This window comes from Mycobacterium sp. E3198 (genome assembly GCF_001667015.1).
In the GTDB taxonomy this organism is placed as follows: Bacteria; Actinomycetota; Actinomycetes; order Mycobacteriales; family Mycobacteriaceae; genus Mycobacterium.
This window is the reverse complement of the sequence record NZ_LZIS01000268.1, coordinates 62,631-78,929: the sequence shown is the minus strand read 5'-3', so window position 1 is coordinate 78,929 and position 16,299 is coordinate 62,631. Positions and strand designations below refer to the sequence as shown.

Below are 16,299 nucleotides of genomic sequence, written 5' to 3'. Positions count from 1 at the left end.
CCCCGCGGCTAGACCGTCTGCTGACCCCCGGCGGTCGACAGCGCCTCGAACTCCTCGTCGCTCAGCGTGATCTCGGCCGCTGCGACGTTCTCCTCCAGGTGCGCGACACTGGACGTGCCCGGGATCGGCAGCATCACCGGCGAGCGCTTCAGCAGCCAGGCCAGCGCGAGCTGCGACGGCGTCGCGTCGTGGTCGGCGGCGATGCGTTGCAGCGGGCCGTCCGGAGCGGCCAGCGGGCCGGCCGCCAGCGGGAACCACGGAATGAAGCCGATGCCCTGGCTGGTCGTCGCGTCCAGCAGCGACTCGGCCGACCGCGACGCCAGGTTGTACATGTTCTGCACCGACACGATCTCGGTGACCTGCTGGGCCGCGGTGAGCTGGTCGACGTCGATCTCGGACAGCCCGATGTGGCGGATCTTGCCCTCGTTCTTCAGCGTGAGCAGCTCCCCCACCTGGTCGGCCAGCGGGAAGTTGCGGTCGATGCGGTGCAGCTGGAACAGGTCGATCGTGTCGACGCCGAGGCGGCGCAGGCTCATCTCGCATTCCTGGCGCAGGTAACTGGGATTGCCCAACGGGACCCAGACGTCCGGGCCGGTGCGCAGCAGCCCCGCCTTGGTCGCGATCACCAGGCCGTCGTAGGGGTGCAGCGCCTCGTGGATGATCTCCTCCGAGACGTAGGGGCCGTAGGAATCGGCGGTGTCGATGAAGTTGACACCGAGGTCGACGGCGCGCCGCAGGACCCGCACGCATTCGGCGCGGTCGGCGGGCGGCCCCCATACGCCCTTGCCGGTGATGCGCATAGCGCCGAAGCCGAGTCGGTGGACGGTCAGGTCGCCGCCGAGGGTGAACGTTCCGGATGCTTGAGCAACAGTCTGAGTGGTCACCTCTGCGACCGTACGCTGAACACGTGGACCTAGCAGCACTCGAAGAGCTTCCCCTGACCTACCGGGAGGTGGGCGCGACCGCGAATGGCGAGCTGCCCGCCGGATACGACCATCAGCATGTGGAGCGCCAAATCGGTACGGGCCCAGAGCGTTTCGAGCGGGCGGCGGACGCGGTGATGCGCTGGGGCATGCAGCGCGGGTCCGGGCTGCGCGTGCAGGCCAGCTCCGAGGTCGCCGTCGTGGACGCCGTGCTGGTGGTGCGGATGGGTTTTGTGCCCGCGCCCTGCCGCGTCGTGTACGTCATCGACGAGCCGGACATGCGCGGCTTCGCCTACGGCACGCTGCCCGGGCACCCGGAATCCGGCGAGGAGCGCTTCGTCGTGCGCCGCGACCCGAACACCTCCGCGGTGTACGCGGAGGTGTCGGCGTTCTCCAGGCCCTCGGCCTGGTGGAGCAAGGCCGGTGGGCCGCTGGTCAGGGCGGCCCAGCGCGTCATCGCACGGCGCTACCTGCGGGCCGTGTAGCCGACGGTGCCGTTATGCACGCCCTGCGCCAGGCGGGCCAGCGCGATGGCGCCGACGAGCAGGCCGAAGTCACGCAGCGCGATGTCGTAGAAGCCGGGCACCGTGACGAGGTCGACGATGATGCCGACCAGCCAGGCCGCCACCACCCACGCGCCGAGCCGCGGCGCCACCGCCACCAGCACGCCCGCGACGATCTCGATCACGCCCACCAGGTACATGAGCTGGTCGGCGGTGCCGGGCACCAGATCGTTGATCCAGCCGGCCAGATACATGCTCCAGTGGTGCGGGTGCGTCAGCACGTTGAAGAACTTGTCCAGTCCCATCACGATGGGCGCGATCGTGAAGACCGTGCGAAGTGCGAGGTACGCCGAGTAGGCCGGGTCCCTGAGTTGGTCGGCGAGGGCGGGGGTGGCGGTGTCGTGGGTGGTGCTCATGGCTGCCTCCATATCTAACGGATAATAATTTGAACGTTAGATCGGGTAGACTGTAGCGTCAAGCATTTTGTCTGTTAGAAATGACGGTCGGATGGACGATCAGCACTCGTGGGAACGCGACGCGGCCGGCATCGGCGCGCTCGCCGATCCGGTGCGCCGCCGGCTCTACCAATTCGTCTGCGCCCAACCGGGGCCGGTCAGCCGCGACCAGGCGGCCGACGCGGTCGGGATCCCCCACCACCAGGCCAAATTCCACTTGGATCGGCTAACGGAAGAGGGTCTGCTGGAGAGCGACTACGCGCGCCTGACGGGTCGGTCCGGCCCGGGTGCCGGTCGGACATCCAAGCTCTATCGCCGGTCGCGCCGGGACATCGCGGTCAGCCTGCCGCAACGCGAGTACGAGCTGGCCGGACGGCTGATGGCCACGGCCATCGCCCGGTCGGCCGACACCGGCGAGCCCGTCACCGAGGTGCTGAACCAGGTCGCCCGCGACTTCGGGCAGACCATCGGCGAGACGAAACGCCCACCCAATGACGCCGGGGCCGCGCTGCGGCGCGCGGTCACGCTGCTGAGCCGCTACGGCTACGAGCCCCGCTTCGCCGACGGGGAGGTCGAGCTCGCCAATTGCCCGTTCCACGCGCTGGCCCGCGAGCAGACGGAGCTGGCCTGCAACATGAACCACGCGCTGATCTCCGGCGTGGCCGACGCCCTGGCGCCACACGGCCCCGACGCCCGGCTCTGCCCCGGCGCGGATCGGTGCTGCGTGGTCCTCAAGGCCGCGCCCAGCCGGCCAGCAGCCGCTCCGCGCCCGTGCACATCTGCTCGATGACCTCCGCCACGGACGCGTCGTCGCGGATCATCCCGACGCCCTCGCCCGCGTCGACCGGGGCGACGGAGCGATCGTCGGCGGCGATCGCCGCGGACAGTTCGTCGCACGCCGGCGGATCGAGCGCGTCCTCGCGGCCCGTCCAGCGCGCGACGAAGTCGTTGGCCAGCACCCGCGACGGGAACCGCGCCGGCCAGGGCAGCCCCTTGGCGACGTCGAAGGCGCGGGTGACGGCCGTGTCGGTGGCCTGCGCGGCGATCAGCGCGCGGCGGCTGCCGGCGCCGGTGAGCGCTTCGGGGCAGGCGGCCAGGCGGGTGCCGACCCACGCCCCGCTCGCGCCGGCGGCCAGCACGGCGGCCAGGCTGCGCGGCGAGGCGATGCCGCCGCCCGCGAGCACCGGCACGGAGACCGCGTCCAACACGGCGTCCAGCAGCGGCAGCGTGCCGAGCCGCACCTCGCCGTGCCCGCCGCCCTCGGCGCCCCGGGCGACCAGTACGTCGACGCCCGCGTCGGCGGCGCGACGGGCGCCGACGGCGTCGTAAACCTGTGTGACGGCGGGGATTCCGGCGTCATGCGCCTTCGCGACCCACGCCCAGTCGGTGCCGAAACTGACCGACAGCAGGGCGGGCCCGGCGGCCACCGCGTCGTCGAGCAGGCCCTCCTCGTTGCGCATCACCCAGTCCACCAGGCCGATCCCGAACCTGCCGCGCACGTGTGACAGCTGGGCGCGCAACAACTCCCGGCTGCCGTCGCTGCCCATCCCGACCATGCCCAGCCCGCCGGCGGCGGTGACCGCGGCGGCCAGCCGGCCGCCGGCGACCCCGCCCATCGGGGCATTGACGATCGGCACTCGCAGCCCGAAGCTGTCCGACCAGGGCGTGGACAGCATCGGCGCTAGTGGGCCGCCCCGGGCTGGCTCTTCAGCACGGTCAGCATCACCACCGAGTCCTCGACCGCGTGCAGGGCGTGCCGCTCCGCCGGGATCGCGACGTAGTCGCCCGCCTTGCCCTCCCAGGCGTCGCCGTTGGTGGTCAGGCGCACGTGGCCCTGCAACACCTGCAGCGTCGCCTCGCCGGGGCTGTCGTGCTCGGACAGGTCATGGTCGGCGAGCAGGGCCAGCACCGTCTGCCGCAGCTCGTGGGTGTGGCCGCCGTGAATGGTGTGCGCGGCGCGGCCGCTGTGCGACTTCCCCGCCTCCGCCAGCTTTTCGGCGGCGAGCGCGGTCAACGAGATGGATTCCATAATCGGCCCCTTCAGTCGTGAAAGCCCGCAATCAGGCGGTCAGTAGCAGTATCCCCGCCACGAGGAGGGCCACGACTTTGACCGCCTCGAAGCCGACGTAGACGTAGTGGGCGTGGGAGCGCGGGCCCTCCGACCCGGCGAGCACCTGGTCGGACCGGCGGGTCAACCGCGGGCGGACCGCGACCAACTGGATGGCCAACGCGGCGACGGCGACGGCAAACGCCACGGCGATGCGCGTCGGCACCGGGCCCCCAGAACCCGACGCCACGATCGCCACGACGACGAGCGCGAAGGCCACCTCGACGGTGTTGAGCGCGCGGAAGACCAAGCGCCCGATGCCCAGTCCGATCTGCAGCGTCACGTTGGGCGCGCGGAACTTCAGTGGGGCCTCCAGGAACGAGATGGCCAGCACCATGCCGAGCCAGACGAAGGTGACCGCGACGGCGATCGCCGATCCCGTACTCACCCGCCCGCCCCGACCGGCTTGAGGTGCGCCAGACACAGGTCGGGTTCGACGAACGCGTCGAGCCGATCGACGGAAACCGGCGCAGCCATCGTCTCCAGCGCGCCCTGCATCAGCCCGAGGTGGATGGGGCACACCACCGCGCCGCGGACCTCTGCCAGTTCCAAGAACGGGCAGTGCCGCAGCCCGACCAGTTGCCGGCCGTCCGAGGTCCGGCGCTCCGGGGCGAATCCCAACTCGTCGAGCAGCCCGACCAGGTGATCGATGGCTTCCTCGCCGCTGGTGGCCTTCGCCGCTGGCGCCGGGGCCGATTCCAGGTTGCGTCCCCACGCCCGGCCGGCGGCCATCGCCTTGCCGCGCGGGTCGCGGTCGGTGGCCAGCGCCTCGGTCAAAATCTGGGCAAGGAGCCGGTAGTGGCGCGTGCCGCCGCGGTCCATCTGCCGGACCGCGGCGAACATCAGCGGCGGCCGCCCGGGCCCCTTGCGGCCGTGCTCGACCTGCTCCACCCGCCCGTCGGCGACCAGGCTGTCGAGGTGGAAACGCACGGTGTTGGGATGCACGCCGAGTTGCTCGGCGATCGCGAGGATGCTCATCGGGCCCGGCGACGATCGCAGTAACCGCAGCACCTCGCGGCGGCGGTGACCCGGGGGTTCTCCGGCTGACGTAATCCCGCTCACGCTCCTTCGGTCTCGTCGGCCCGGGGCTGGGCGGCGACCAGCGGTGTGTCGACGCCCAGGGCGCCGATCTTGGCCGCCCCGCCCGGCGACCCCAGCGGCTCGTCCCGGCCGGGCAGCACTTCGGTGAAGAACGCCTCATTATCGGCCAGGTACGGCGTCAGCGCCTCGGGGAGGTCGTCCTCGTAGTAGATCGCCTCCACCGGGCACACCGGCTCGCACGCGCCGCAGTCCACGCATTCGTCGGGGTGGATGTAGAGCGCGCGGCCGCCCTCGTAGATGCAGTCCACCGGGCACTCCTCGACACAGGCCCGGTCCATCACGTCGATGCACGGCTTCCCGATCACGTATGTCATGCGCTACAGTTTACACAAAACAACTTGTAAAAACCAAGAGCCTACGGAGAACCAGTGCCCGACAACGAACTTGACGTGCGCGAGCTGCCCAAGCCGGACAAGCACCCGACGATCTTCGCGACTTTCGGCGCGCTGGCGGTCGGCGAGTCCTTCGTCCTGGTCAACAACCACGACCCCAAGCACCTGCGAGGAGAGTTCGACGCCGACCACCCCGGCGGCTACGGCTGGGACTACCTCGACAAAGGGCCCCAGGTATGGCGCATCAGGATCACCAGGCTCACCGCCACCCCGCTGCCCCGAATCCTGGCCGACACCAACGGCTTCCGCACCGACGCCGAGCCCGACGCGACCGGCGCGGTGTGGCGGCTCGAGGCCAGGGACCGCGACCTGGACTCGAACGTCATCGCGCTCCCGGCCGGGGGCGGCATCGACGCCCACACCGGGCCGGACCTGGACGTCCTGATCCACGTGCTGTTCGGCGCCGGGAGCCTGACCACCGAGGCGGGCACCGTCGAGCTCTTCCCCGGCGCGCTGCTCTGGTTGCCGCGCCGTTCCCGACGGCAGTTCACCGCCGGACCCGACGGGCTGCGCTACCTCACCGTGCACCGGCGGCGCCAGGCGCTCGTGCTGGAACCGGCGGCGGCTAAATCGTCTGCGCGGCAAGCGGTCTGATGGCCGGCCAATCAGAGCGCACGAAGAAGCCCCTGCCGGCGTCCGACCGGGCCGACGACACCGTCGCCGGACACTGGTTGCTGGCGCGGCTGGGTAAGCGCGTGCTTCGCCCCGGCGGCGTGGAGCTCACGCGCACCCTACTGGCCCGCGCCGGGGTGGCCGGCTCCGACGTCGTCGAGCTGGCCCCGGGCCTGGGCCGCACGGCCGCCGAGATCGTGGCCCGCGGCCCGCGGTCCTACATCGGCGCCGAAGGCGACCCCGACGCGGCCAACATGGTGCGCGCCGTGCTCACCGAACTCGGCGTCAACCACGGGGCCGTCCGGGTCGCAGACGCCGCCGCCACCGGGTTGCCGGATGCCAGCAGCGATGTCGTCGTCGGAGAGGCGATGCTGACCATGCAGGGCGACGCGGCCAAGCACGCGATAGTCGCCGAGGCGGCGCGGGTGCTGCGGCCGGGCGGCCGCTACGCGATCCACGAGCTCGCCCTCACCCCCGACACCGTCTCAGAAGACGTGAGCACCGACATCCGGCAGTCGCTGGCCCGCGCGATCAGGGTGAACGCGCGCCCGCTGACCATCGCGGAATGGTTGGGCCTGCTGGCCGAGCACGGCCTGGCCGTCGACGACGTCGCGACGGCGCCGATGGCTCTGTTGCAACCGCGCCGGGTGATCGCCGACGAAGGCCTTGCCGGGGCGCTGCGGTTCGTCCGCAACGTGCTCGCCGCCCCCGACGCCCGTAAGCGAGTGCTGTTGATGCGCCGCACGTTTCACAGGCATCGCAAACATCTGGCCGCCGTCGCGATCATCGCCCGCAAGCCCGCGACTCCAGCGGGGTCTTGTGCCCGTCCGGCTGGTGACAAACGCCTCTGACGCCGAACTCGTCCCCCTCAATACCGTTGCGCATGAAAGGCAACGGCCAACGGATTTGCGACAGATTGAGGACACGCCATGGGAGCTATGGGAATCGTCGTGGGCATCGACGACTCACCGGCCGCGCGGGTTGCGGTGCAGTGGGCGGCGCGCGAGGCCGAGCTGCGAAACATCCCGCTGACGCTCGTTTACGCCATATCGCCTGAGGTTTCGACGTGGCTGCGGACGCCACTTCCGGCCGGCGTGCTGCGCTGGCAGCAGGATCACGGCCGCCGACTCATCGACGGCGCGCTCAAGGTCGTCGAGGAAGCGACCGCGCCCGGCGGTCCCGCCGCGGTCCACACCGAAATCCTGGCGTCGGGCGCCGCTCCCACGCTGATCGATTTGTCCAAAGAGGCGGAGATGGTGGTGCTGGGGGCGCAGGGCAGCGGCCGCTGGCCCGGGCGGTTGCTCGGCTCGGTCAGTTCGGCCCTGCTGCGACACGCGCATTGCCCGGTCGCGATCCTCCATGAGGAGGACCCGTCCATCTTCGCGGCCAGTCAGTCGCCGGTGTTGGTCGGCATCGACGGCTCCCCGGCGTCCGAGGTCGGCACCGCGATCGCCTTCGACGAGGCCTCGAGGCGCCGCGTCGGCCTGGTGGCGCTGCACGCGTGGAGCGACCTCGACGCGTCGGAGTGGCCGGGCATCGATTGGCCCGCAACACAATCCATGGCCGAAGAGGTGCTGGCCGAGCGGTTGGCGGGCTGGCAGGAGCAGTATCCCGACGTGCAGGTGACGCGCGCCGTCGTGCAGGCTCAGCCCGCGCGCCGGCTCGTCGAGGCGTCCGGCGAGGCTCAGCTGGTGGTGGTCGGCAGCAGGGGCCGCGGCGGGTTCGCCGGCATGCTGGTGGGGTCGGTCGGCGAAACCGTCGCCCAGATGGCGCCCGTGCCGGTCATCGTGGCGCGCGAGACGCTCGTCTAGCTTTCGCCCGCGCCGGCCACCCGGCCGGCGTCCGGGTGCAACCGCAGCCGGCGTTCGACCACGGCGTGCGCGACATCGGTCAACCGCATGCTGTGGCCGTAGGCGTACGCGCGCAGCCGGACCAGCGCGCCCAGCGCCGGCACACCGAGTTGCGTCGAGACCAAGCCGGCCGCCTGGTGAACCTCCGCGTGCCACAGGACCGGGTCGGCGCCGTTGGGGTTGTCATCGTCGGCCGGCGTGACAATGCCGCATTCGGCGTCGAGCACCAGTAGTAGCGCGGTGTCGGCGTAGATCAAGGCGTCCATCAGCCGTTCCTGGTCGAGGTGACCCGGGGTGTCGCGATAGAGGTTGAGCACCCCGACCCGCAGGGCGCCCAGCGCCAGCGGAAGGCTGTACATGGCGCATACCCCGAGCCGGCCCACGTCGGCCGCGAACATCGGCCAGCGAAAGTTGCTCATCGGCGCCGCCAGGTCTCCGACGAGAATCGGCCTGCCCGACTCGAGCGCGTCGATTCCCGGGCCCTCGCCCACCGTCGCTTGCAGTTTTGCGAGCTCACCGGCACGCGAATCCGTGACGTAGACCGGGTCCAGCGACACCGTGCCGCTCGCCAAAACGAGGCCGGCGCCGGTGACGCCGACCGCCTCCACGCACGCCATGCACGCATGCCGCGGCGATATCGAGGACCCTTCGCGCTGCGCGAGCACCGCGATCGATGTCCAGATCCGGGACGTGCGAGCGCCGATCACCCGGTGATCATTGCCCCGCGGCGGGTTAGGCGTAAGTGCCAAACGTCACTTCCCGGGCGTCTAGCGGACGACGAGCACCGAGCATTCGGGATGACGGAAAAGCGGATGCCCGGACGGCCCGACGAGCCGCGCCAGCTGATTGGCCTCGTCGCCGCCGATCACCGCGAGCTGGACTCGCTCGTCGTTGGCCGCCAGGAAACCGGCGATGGCGTCCTTGGTGGTGATCGGGTAGACGCGCACCTCGGGGTGGCGCCGCCGCCAATCCCCTACCCGCCGTTCGAATTCGCCGTCGGCGTGGTCACCGAGCTCCTCCGGCGGGCCGCCGAGCACGAGCATCGGCGCCCGGCGCAACTTTGCTTCCGCCACAGCGTGTTTGACGACGACGTCGTTGCCGGGTGCGCCGGTCATCCGGACCACGATCCAGTTGATGTCGGGCGGCGCCTGCTCGACGTCGGTGCGCAGCACCGCCACCGGGCAATGCGCCTTCTCGGCGAGTTCGGTTGCCGTCGAGCCCAGGATCGCGCGGGCGTAGCGCCCGATCCCGACGGACCCCACGCAGATCATTTCCGCATCGGAGGACGCCTCCACCAGCAGCGGCCCGGCCGGACCGCGCAGTATGTCGGTCTCGAGCGCGACGGTGTCGCGGCGGGCCGCGACAGCGGATCGCGCCTCGCGCAACGACTTCTCGGCGTGCGCGAGGTCGCGGGCGTAGTCGTCGGTGGAGGGGTGTGTCGGCTTCATGATCGCGACGAGTCGCAACGGCACGCTGCGGCTGATGGCCTCGTCGGCGCCCCACAGCGCGGCCGCGATCGCCGCCACCGAGCCGTCGATGCCCACGAGGATCGGTTTCATCAGCCTGCCAACGTCTGTCGCGGGTGGGCCAGCCGGTAGACGTCCATCAGCCGGGTGAGGTCGCTGGGCGTGATGATGCCGACCACGTCGCCGCCGTCGACCACCAGGGCCCTGCTGCGGGGCCCGACCGGTGCCATCCGTTCGAGCAGTGCCGTCAGCGGCTCCTGCGGCGCCGCGGTCGGCACCGCGTCCAGCGGCAGGGCGATGTCGACCACTCGGGTGGTGCCGCGCCGGGCCGGTGCGACGTCGCGCAGCTGACCCAGCGTGACCAGCCCCACGATCGATCCGTTCGGGTCGGCCACCGGGTACGCCGAGTGGCGGTCCCCCAGCACATAACGCTGGACGAAGTCGTCGACGGTGATCCATCCGGGAGCGGAGTGGGGCCGGGCGGTCATCGCGTCGGAGACGCGCACCCCGGCAAAAAGCTGTTGGGTGGTGATCCGGGTCTCTTCCTCGCGACTGGCGGCGAAGATGAACCAGCCGATGAACGCCAGCCAGACGCCGCCGACGAGCCCGCCCGCGACGAATTCGGCCAACCCCAAGGCGATCAGGACGAAGGCGACAATCCGGCCGGCATGCGCCGCGCCGATGCCGGCGCGCACGCTGTCGCCGTGGCGGCGCCACAGGTACGCCCGCAAGACGCGGCCGCCGTCCAGCGGGGCGCCGGGCAACAGGTTGAACAGCCCGAGCAGCAGATTGATGGCGGCCAGCCACGAGGCGACCCCGATGACGACGGGAGACGCCCCCACGCTTTGCAGCGCCGCGACCAGCCCGCCGAACGTCGCCGCCAGCGCCAGGCTGGTGGCGGGCCCCGCGATGGCAATCCGAAACGCCGCTTTCGGTGTCTTCGCCTCGCCGCCGAGACTGGTCACCCCGCCGAACAACCAGAGCGTCACGCTGTCCACGGCTACCCCGGCGCGACGGGCGACGACCGCGTGCGCGAGCTCGTGGGCCATCAGCGACGCCAGCAGGACCGTTGCGCCACAGACCCCGGCCAGCCAATAGGCCACGGTCGAATACCCTTTGACGGTGCCCGGCAGCGTGCTGGCCAGGCTCCAGGTGAACAGCCACAGGATGACCAGCACGCTCCAGTGCACCTTGACCGGAAAACCGGCGACCCGTCCCAGCGGGATCGCATCGCGCACTTCGTGACCTCCCGAGTCGTCGACGAAAAGGGTTCGGTTCAGCCGAGTTCGACGGCCGACGGTGTCGGCGTCGTCAGCGCGGACCGCTCGACCCGGTGCTTGATGCCCAGCAGCAAGGCTCGCGTTCCCAGCGCAATCACCGGCCTGAGCAGCTCCATGGCGAACACCTCACCGGGGTGGCGCAGGGCGATCCTGGCCCGGGTGAGGAGCCGCACCCGGTCCTCCCAGTGCGGCTGAATGTGGAAGGACCACACCGCATTCCAGCGCCGGTCCGGCCGCACGGCGCCCAGCACGACGTACTTTTCGGCGACGAGCTCGACGACGGTCAACGTCACCCCGCCGGGCAGGCCCGGCCAGCCCTCGGGGGCGACGCGCACAACGTCGCCGACCGCGAGTTGTCGCGGTTCCGCGTGTGCATCGGCGTCGCGGCGCTGTTTGCCCGCTTGCAGCAGACCGGACCAGACGGCGGAGACGGGCGCGTCGATGTACACCGCCTCGGTGGTCTGAATGGCCGGATCGGCCACCGAACCGTCGCCGGGCAGCACCATCCGGCATTCCGCCTTGGTCGCCCCCCAATTGCGGTAGTAGCGCCGCGCGGCGTAAAGCAGCCCGATCAGCGCCGCCGTCTCGGTGATCCGTCTCATCGCGTTGGCCATGACGCCAGTCTGGGCGCGCCGCCGTCCCGTTCGACAGGGTCAATGGTCCTTGCGCCGACGCCAATGTGCCCCGCGCGCCGCGGAGGACTTTGGGCCCTATCCGCAATCTGCGCGTGACGGAATAATGACTTCGTCTGACGTAACTTGGCTGCGGCGGTTGCGAGGCGAACAAAGGAGCATGACGGTTATGGGTCTTAACCCACCGTTGTTACTGACCGATACTGATGTAGACGCTCTCGCGCGCGAATTCCTGGTCTCGCGCTACCTCGGCCCCATTTATGCCGACTGGTCGCCCGACCGGCGCCTGGACACCTTCCTGCGGCGGCGGGGCCTTGCCCGGGTGGCCGACGACGGCGACCTGGCCATGATCGTGCTGGATCGCGTCATGGTGCAGGTGAGCGGCGCGGCCAGCTCCTAGGACCCGCGTACGCCCACGGCGGATTCCAATTCCGTCAGGGACTGCTCGGTGAGCGGGATCAGGGTGTCGATGTCGGGCATCAGCTCGGCGCCAGCGACGTAGCCGAACCCGATCCGGTCGGCGTAGGAACACGTCGTCACGTTGAAGGCCATGCCGTCGAACACCGTCGACACCGGATACATCTCGTCGACATGGGCTCCATTCCAATACATTTCGGCGCCGGGGCCGGGCACGTGCGAGATGGGCAGGTTGTATCCGGTCCGTACCTTCGGCGCGAACGACAGCAGCGGGACGACCACCGTCGCCGCGATGCTCGGCGCGGTGGTCAGCAGCGACGCCGCCGATCCGCGCTTGGCGACCCAGCGCTTGCCCTCCGACATGGACCGGTGGATCAGATCCAGCCGTGCGGCCGGGTCATCCACATCGGTCCCCAGCGGACACAGCCAAAGCCCGAACATGTTGCCGTGGTTGTCGTTTGCCGCGTCGTACTCGCGAGCGCGCACCGTGATCGGGCAGATTCCCACCAGCGACTGTTTGGGCAGCTCCCCATGCGCAAGCAACCATTGACGGACCGCGCCGGCCACCATCGCGGTCACGACGTCGTTGCCGGTGACACCCGCAGCTCGTTGCACCGCCTGGATGCGGTCCTTCCCCCAGCTCCCGGCCGCGACGGCGCGCGCCGGTCCCAGGCGGCCGTTGAACCGCGTATAGGGGGCCTCGAAGGGCAACACGGTGGTGTGCCCGACCAGCGTGTCGAACACGTTCGATATCTCGCCCGCGACGGCCCGCCCGATGAGCCCGACGCTTGACGTCGCCGCGCCGAGCAGCGACCGCACCGGCGCGGTCAGGCGGGACGCCAGCCCGCCCGCCGCCGCCTGCGACGACGATGCGTGGCGGCGGTCGGCGTAGAAGGGCGGCATCGACCGGCGCTGCGGATCGGCGCTCAGGGCGTCGGCGATCATCTGGAAACCGGCCACACCGTCGATGACGGTGTGGTGCACCTTGATGTAGAACGCGAACCGGCCGCGCGGGAGGCCGTCGATCAGGTACGACATCCACATCGGCCGGGACCGGTCGAGCCGTTCGGCATCGAGTTCGCCGACGAGCCGCCAAAATCCCTTGCGCCCCCCGGACGCGGTCCGGCGTTGGCAATGTTGGCTCACGTCAAGGGCATCCGTGTGCCGCCAGACCCACACGCCGCCGGTGTCCACGCCGCGGTGCGGATGCCTGCTCAGCCTCGGTTCGACCGGATCGTTGCCGGCGAGGGTCTGGCGGTGCAGGGTGTCGATGTAGTCGGGGCCGGCGTCCCGCGGCGGTGACAGGATCAGCACGGCCCCGACGTGCATCGGGCTGGCGACCAGCTCCGCCGCCATCATCGCCACGTCCAGTGGGTCCAGCGGATCCATTTCGTCGTGCCTAGGCGGGGCGGTCGCGCCGCGTCGACGGCTCGTCGAGCAGACCGGACTGGCGCACCGCGTCCCACACGAAGTTCTGCACCGGCCGCGACCGGAAGAAGCCGGTGTGCCCGCCGGGATACCAGACGATCTCGGGCTTGCCCCAGTGTTCCCAGAGGCGGACCACCTGCTCGCGCGGATGCACGACCCGGTCGGCCACGCCGGCATAGATGAAGCGGCCCCGCATCGGCACCAGCGGGATCAGCGACAGCGGCGACGTCATCCGGCCGATGGGCTCGGCCAGTTCCATGGTGCGCCGGCGGGGATCGTCGGCGCCGAGACCGGAGTGGCGTCCCAGCAACTGCACCAGGTCGGCCACCGGAACCCCGAGAATCGCGCAGGTGAGGCCCTTGTCGAGGCTGGCGACCAGCGCCGCGATGTACCCGCCGAGCGAAAGGCTGTTCAACCCGATCGGCGATTGGGGCTCCTGCAACCGGATCCAGGACAGCAGCCGCCGGATGTCCCACACCGCCTGACCGGTCGCGTGCACGTCGTCGAGGATGTCCTCGCCGGGAAACACCGCGGTTTTGGGCAGGCCGCGGGCCCGCGGCCCGTGCATCGGCAGCACCGGCATCACGACGTTGAGCCCCAGTTCGTCGTGCAGCTTCCAGGAGCGGAACAGGGCGAGATCCAGCGCGGCCCGGCCCATTTCCGTGCCGTGCACGCACACCAGCCATGGCCGCGGTTCCGGGTGGCGGAGCACCAGGGCGTATTCGCGGTTGTTCGCGGTGTAGCTCATCCACCGCTGGGCCCCCGGTTCGCCCGGCCGCGGCAGGTACCCGCTGTCGAACGAGATGCGATACAGGGAGCGGGTGCGCCCCTTGACTTTTCGCACCGTGACGTCGGAAAGCGGCGGCGGGGCGCCGAAGAATCGCTTCGGATGCTCGAGCCATCCCCGCTCGCCGTAGAACTCCAGCGCCGCGAGCACCTCGCGGGTGATGTGCTCGAACACGTCGGGCCGGCTGACGGGGCGGCGCGCCTTCAGGCCCATCAGGACGATCTCGTCGCGAAAAGCCTGTGCGGCCAGCGCCAGGGTGGGTCGCGCGATCGGAAGTTCGCCGGGCGCCTTGCCGAGATAGTCGCGCCACGACTCTGCGACGTATTGGCCGGTACCGGTGAACGGCTGGACGGCCTTGCCCAGACCGTCGACGGCCGGCGCGCTCCAGCGGTGAGCGCCCGGTCCCTCCCGGTCGTGGCTGTCGGGTGTGGCCATTGCGGCACGCTAACATCCCGCCGATCCGGCGCGTTAGGGACCTACGGCCCGGGCGCCTTCGCGAAAAGATCGGATACGCAGGGACTTTAGTCACTCGTGTCGGTCGCGCCGGAGTCGTAACGTCGGGGTCGTCGGCGCAGTGCCGAAAGAGCCGGAGACGAGGAGTCCACCATGACAGCACCGGAAAAATCCGAGCCGCGCTGGGCAGAGCTTTCCGACGACGTGCTCGAGTCCGTCGACAGCGGTCGCAAGCAGGCCATCGAGGCCGTGCGCAAGTTCGTCGACCAGATCAGTCCCGTGCTCCCTGAGCAGTCGCGCCGCAAGACCGTCGTCGATGCCGCCCTGGACCTGGCCGAGGAGCTGAGCGCCGCCCGCATCGACTTCTTCCGCAGCGTGGTGCACAGCGCCGGTCAGGCGGTCAGCAAGCACGGCGAATGAGGCGTGCGGCGCAGGTCGCTGCCCGGTTTTCCAACTCCGTCCCAGGTGTCAGTCGAATGCGTGGATCACCTGGCGGGCCACCCGCTGGATCTTCAGGCGGGTGTCGTGGTCGAGGGGTAACTCGGCCGCGTCCGGGATCTCCCCGGACGTGCTGATCACGCCGGGTTCCTCCGGCTCCCAGCGCGCGTTGACCTTGTCTCCCAGCACCCGGGCGGGCGGGTTGTCGGCGAGCACCCGCGCGTGAAAGCGCTCGATGCCGTCGATGCGCGCGGCGATCGCCAGCGCGCCGAGCAGCAGCGTGCCGATCCCGCGGTTCTGGTAGGCGTCCGCGACGGTGAGCGCGACCTCCGCCGAGCCCGGGTCGTCCTCGTCGCGGATGAAGCGGGCGTCGGCGACGACCGGTCCGTCCGGGCGGGCCGCCACGACCCAGACGAAATGGTCGACATAGTCGACCTCGAACAGATAGGCCAGGCGCGCCGCGGTGGGAACGCCACCCTGGTAGCGCCGGTACAGCGTCTCGCGCGAGAACGAACCTTCGCTCTTGAAGCGCTCGGCGTCACCGGGCAGGACGGGGCGCAGCAAGAACTCGGTGCCGTCTTTCGCCGATACCGGGATCGGGTCGATGTAGGCGGCCAACCGCTGCCGCGCGGTGCGAACCATCCGTTCGGCGACGACGGGGATGGCCAGCATGCGCTCGAAGGCGCTGTCGTATCCGACGTAGCCGCGCACGTCATCCGTCGCGATCACCGTCGCCGTTCTGGGTTTGCTTCGCAGCAAGGCGATTTCGCCGACGATGGTCCCCGGCGACAGTTCGGTGACCATGACCTGGCCGTCCGGGCCGGCGTGCCGGATCTCCACGCGGCCCGACGTGATGATCGAGAAGGAAGACGCCTGTTCTCCCTGGCGCATCAGGACCTCGCCGGCCGAGGCGTGCAGCGGCTGCAACCGGGCGGCCAGGGCCGTGAGGTCCTGCGCCGGGATGCCAGCGAACACGTCGAGCGCCGACAACTCCGCGAGATCCGTCGTCACCCCGATGTACGGTACGCGACCCGAGCCCCCATTGCCGGGGCAATACGCGGGCGGGCGGTGTGACTTAGGACCCTGTCGCGCCGGGACTTCGGGGAGTCGGCAGACGTGATCTTGGTCTCTATGGCGCGTCCTGCGGCGGTGGTCGGATGGATCGATACGGCTAAACCGGGAGACGAAAATGTACCCAGCGACATGGCGGCCTCATTGGCCACAACGCAAGGCGGCCACGGTCTATCAGTTGACCGATTGCCTGCACGACGGGCACACGGCCCGGGTGCCGGCCCATGAGATCACGACCACCGTCTCCGCGTGGCTGGCCGAGCTGGGCGCCGAGAGCCCCTTGGTCGACGACTTCGAGCGCGCCGTCCGCGGCGCCGATTGGGGCAGGGCGTACGCCATCGGTGAGCGGCTGTCCGTTCGGGTCGCGGTCGCCCGCTGAGGAAT

The 16,299-nt window shown here is 70.4% G+C and carries 22 protein-coding genes; 8 read left to right on the top strand and 14 right to left on the bottom strand.

All coding sequences use genetic code 11. From position 1 onward, the window contains the following. Positions 1-8: 8 nt before the first annotated feature. Positions 9-884 (bottom strand): aldo/keto reductase, encoded by an 876-nt coding sequence (locus tag A5673_RS27910; RefSeq protein WP_082959003.1) that lies wholly within the window; start codon positions 882-884, stop codon positions 9-11. A gap of 23 nt (positions 885-907) precedes the next feature. Here A5673_RS27910 and A5673_RS27905 point away from each other — a divergent pair, with 23 nt between their 5' ends. Then, on the top strand, positions 908-1,408 hold the full coding sequence (locus A5673_RS27905; protein ID WP_068240317.1) for a DUF1990 family protein: 501 nt from the start codon (positions 908-910) through the stop codon (positions 1,406-1,408). On the opposite strand, the gene A5673_RS27900 is transcribed toward A5673_RS27905, so the two are convergent. Then, positions 1,390-1,842, bottom strand: a complete 453-nt coding sequence (locus tag A5673_RS27900; RefSeq protein WP_068240234.1) for a DoxX family membrane protein — start codon at positions 1,840-1,842, stop codon at positions 1,390-1,392. The two genes, A5673_RS27905 and A5673_RS27900, sit on opposite strands and share 19 nt — an antisense overlap. Positions 1,843-1,933: 91 nt before the next feature. Here A5673_RS27900 and A5673_RS27895 point away from each other — a divergent pair, with 91 nt between their 5' ends. Continuing rightward, positions 1,934-2,671 carry a metalloregulator ArsR/SmtB family transcription factor gene (locus A5673_RS27895; protein ID WP_068240233.1) on the top strand — a complete coding sequence of 246 codons (738 nt, stop codon included), beginning with the start codon at positions 1,934-1,936 and terminating at the stop codon, positions 2,669-2,671. On the opposite strand, the gene A5673_RS27890 is transcribed toward A5673_RS27895, so the two are convergent. Genes A5673_RS27890 through fdxA form a run of 5 tightly spaced genes read right to left on the bottom strand, consistent with a single transcriptional unit; the run spans position 2,613 to position 5,403 of the window. Next, positions 2,613-3,557: a nitronate monooxygenase family protein gene (locus tag A5673_RS27890; protein WP_068240231.1), complete on the bottom strand. Its 945-nt coding sequence runs from the start codon at positions 3,555-3,557 to the stop codon at positions 2,613-2,615. The genes A5673_RS27895 and A5673_RS27890 overlap by 59 nt on opposite strands. 5 nt (positions 3,558-3,562) lie before the next feature. Continuing rightward, positions 3,563-3,910, bottom strand: coding sequence for a cupin domain-containing protein (locus A5673_RS27885; protein WP_068240229.1), 348 nt, complete (start codon positions 3,908-3,910; stop codon positions 3,563-3,565). A 31-nt stretch (positions 3,911-3,941) separates the two neighbouring features. Then, the gene (locus A5673_RS27880) at positions 3,942-4,376 is read right to left on the bottom strand and encodes a hypothetical protein (RefSeq protein WP_068240227.1); all 435 of its coding nucleotides are present in this window, start codon (positions 4,374-4,376) and stop codon (positions 3,942-3,944) included. Further along, on the bottom strand, positions 4,373-5,050 hold the full coding sequence (locus tag A5673_RS27875) for a helix-turn-helix transcriptional regulator (protein ID WP_369806534.1): 678 nt from the start codon (positions 5,048-5,050) through the stop codon (positions 4,373-4,375). Before A5673_RS27875 ends, A5673_RS27880 begins: the two co-directional genes overlap by 4 nt. Continuing rightward, on the bottom strand, positions 5,047-5,403 hold the full coding sequence (fdxA, locus tag A5673_RS27870) for a ferredoxin (protein ID WP_068240225.1): 357 nt from the start codon (positions 5,401-5,403) through the stop codon (positions 5,047-5,049). Before fdxA ends, A5673_RS27875 begins: the two co-directional genes overlap by 4 nt. A gap of 54 nt (positions 5,404-5,457) precedes the next feature. On the opposite strand from fdxA, the gene A5673_RS27865 reads away from it, so the two are divergent. The 3 genes from A5673_RS27865 (at position 5,458) to A5673_RS27855 (ending at position 7,904) form a co-directional block, all read left to right on the top strand. Further along, the gene (locus A5673_RS27865; RefSeq protein ID WP_068240222.1) at positions 5,458-6,075 is read left to right on the top strand and encodes a DUF2249 domain-containing protein; all 618 of its coding nucleotides are present in this window, start codon (positions 5,458-5,460) and stop codon (positions 6,073-6,075) included. After that, a complete protein-coding gene (locus A5673_RS27860) occupies positions 6,075-6,944 on the top strand; it encodes a class I SAM-dependent methyltransferase (protein WP_068240220.1) in 870 nt (289 codons plus the stop codon). The genes A5673_RS27865 and A5673_RS27860 overlap by 1 nt, the downstream gene beginning before the upstream one ends. 78 nt (positions 6,945-7,022) lie before the next feature. Further along, entirely contained in the window at positions 7,023-7,904 is an 882-nt protein-coding gene (locus A5673_RS27855; protein WP_068240218.1) for a universal stress protein, read from the top strand. On the opposite strand, the gene A5673_RS27850 is transcribed toward A5673_RS27855, so the two are convergent. From A5673_RS27850 to A5673_RS27835, 4 genes are read right to left on the bottom strand one after another with little or no spacing between them, the layout of a single operon-like run. Next, positions 7,901-8,650: a GAF and ANTAR domain-containing protein gene (locus A5673_RS27850; RefSeq protein WP_082959002.1), complete on the bottom strand. Its 750-nt coding sequence runs from the start codon at positions 8,648-8,650 to the stop codon at positions 7,901-7,903. The genes A5673_RS27855 and A5673_RS27850 overlap by 4 nt on opposite strands. Before the next feature lie 60 nt (positions 8,651-8,710). Beyond that, positions 8,711-9,502 carry a universal stress protein gene (locus tag A5673_RS27845; protein ID WP_068240216.1) on the bottom strand — a complete coding sequence of 264 codons (792 nt, stop codon included), beginning with the start codon at positions 9,500-9,502 and terminating at the stop codon, positions 8,711-8,713. After that, on the bottom strand, positions 9,502-10,647 hold the full coding sequence (locus A5673_RS27840; protein ID WP_068240213.1) for a site-2 protease family protein: 1,146 nt from the start codon (positions 10,645-10,647) through the stop codon (positions 9,502-9,504). The genes A5673_RS27845 and A5673_RS27840 overlap by 1 nt, the downstream gene beginning before the upstream one ends. A gap of 38 nt (positions 10,648-10,685) precedes the next feature. Further along, the gene (locus A5673_RS27835) at positions 10,686-11,303 is read right to left on the bottom strand and encodes a hypothetical protein (protein ID WP_068240211.1); all 618 of its coding nucleotides are present in this window, start codon (positions 11,301-11,303) and stop codon (positions 10,686-10,688) included. Between the two features lie 187 nt (positions 11,304-11,490). On the opposite strand from A5673_RS27835, the gene A5673_RS27830 reads away from it, so the two are divergent. Then, entirely contained in the window at positions 11,491-11,721 is a 231-nt protein-coding gene (locus A5673_RS27830; RefSeq protein ID WP_068240311.1) for a hypothetical protein, read from the top strand. On the opposite strand, the gene A5673_RS27825 is transcribed toward A5673_RS27830, so the two are convergent. Next, positions 11,718-13,127 (bottom strand): wax ester/triacylglycerol synthase family O-acyltransferase, encoded by a 1,410-nt coding sequence (locus A5673_RS27825; protein ID WP_068240209.1) that lies wholly within the window; start codon positions 13,125-13,127, stop codon positions 11,718-11,720. The genes A5673_RS27830 and A5673_RS27825 overlap by 4 nt on opposite strands. Positions 13,128-13,137: 10 nt before the next feature. After that, positions 13,138-14,388: a S9 family peptidase gene (locus A5673_RS27820; RefSeq protein WP_068240207.1), complete on the bottom strand. Its 1,251-nt coding sequence runs from the start codon at positions 14,386-14,388 to the stop codon at positions 13,138-13,140. Positions 14,389-14,559: 171 nt separating this feature from the next. Between A5673_RS27820 and A5673_RS27815 the strand changes: the two genes are divergently transcribed. Further along, on the top strand, positions 14,560-14,826 hold the full coding sequence (locus A5673_RS27815; RefSeq protein ID WP_068240204.1) for a hypothetical protein: 267 nt from the start codon (positions 14,560-14,562) through the stop codon (positions 14,824-14,826). Between the two features lie 48 nt (positions 14,827-14,874). On the opposite strand, the gene A5673_RS27810 is transcribed toward A5673_RS27815, so the two are convergent. Then, positions 14,875-15,861: a GNAT family N-acetyltransferase gene (locus A5673_RS27810; protein WP_068240202.1), complete on the bottom strand. Its 987-nt coding sequence runs from the start codon at positions 15,859-15,861 to the stop codon at positions 14,875-14,877. 172 nt (positions 15,862-16,033) lie between these two features. Here A5673_RS27810 and A5673_RS27805 point away from each other — a divergent pair, with 172 nt between their 5' ends. Next, entirely contained in the window at positions 16,034-16,294 is a 261-nt protein-coding gene (locus tag A5673_RS27805) for a hypothetical protein (RefSeq protein WP_068240200.1), read from the top strand. Positions 16,295-16,299: the final 5 nt, after the last annotated feature.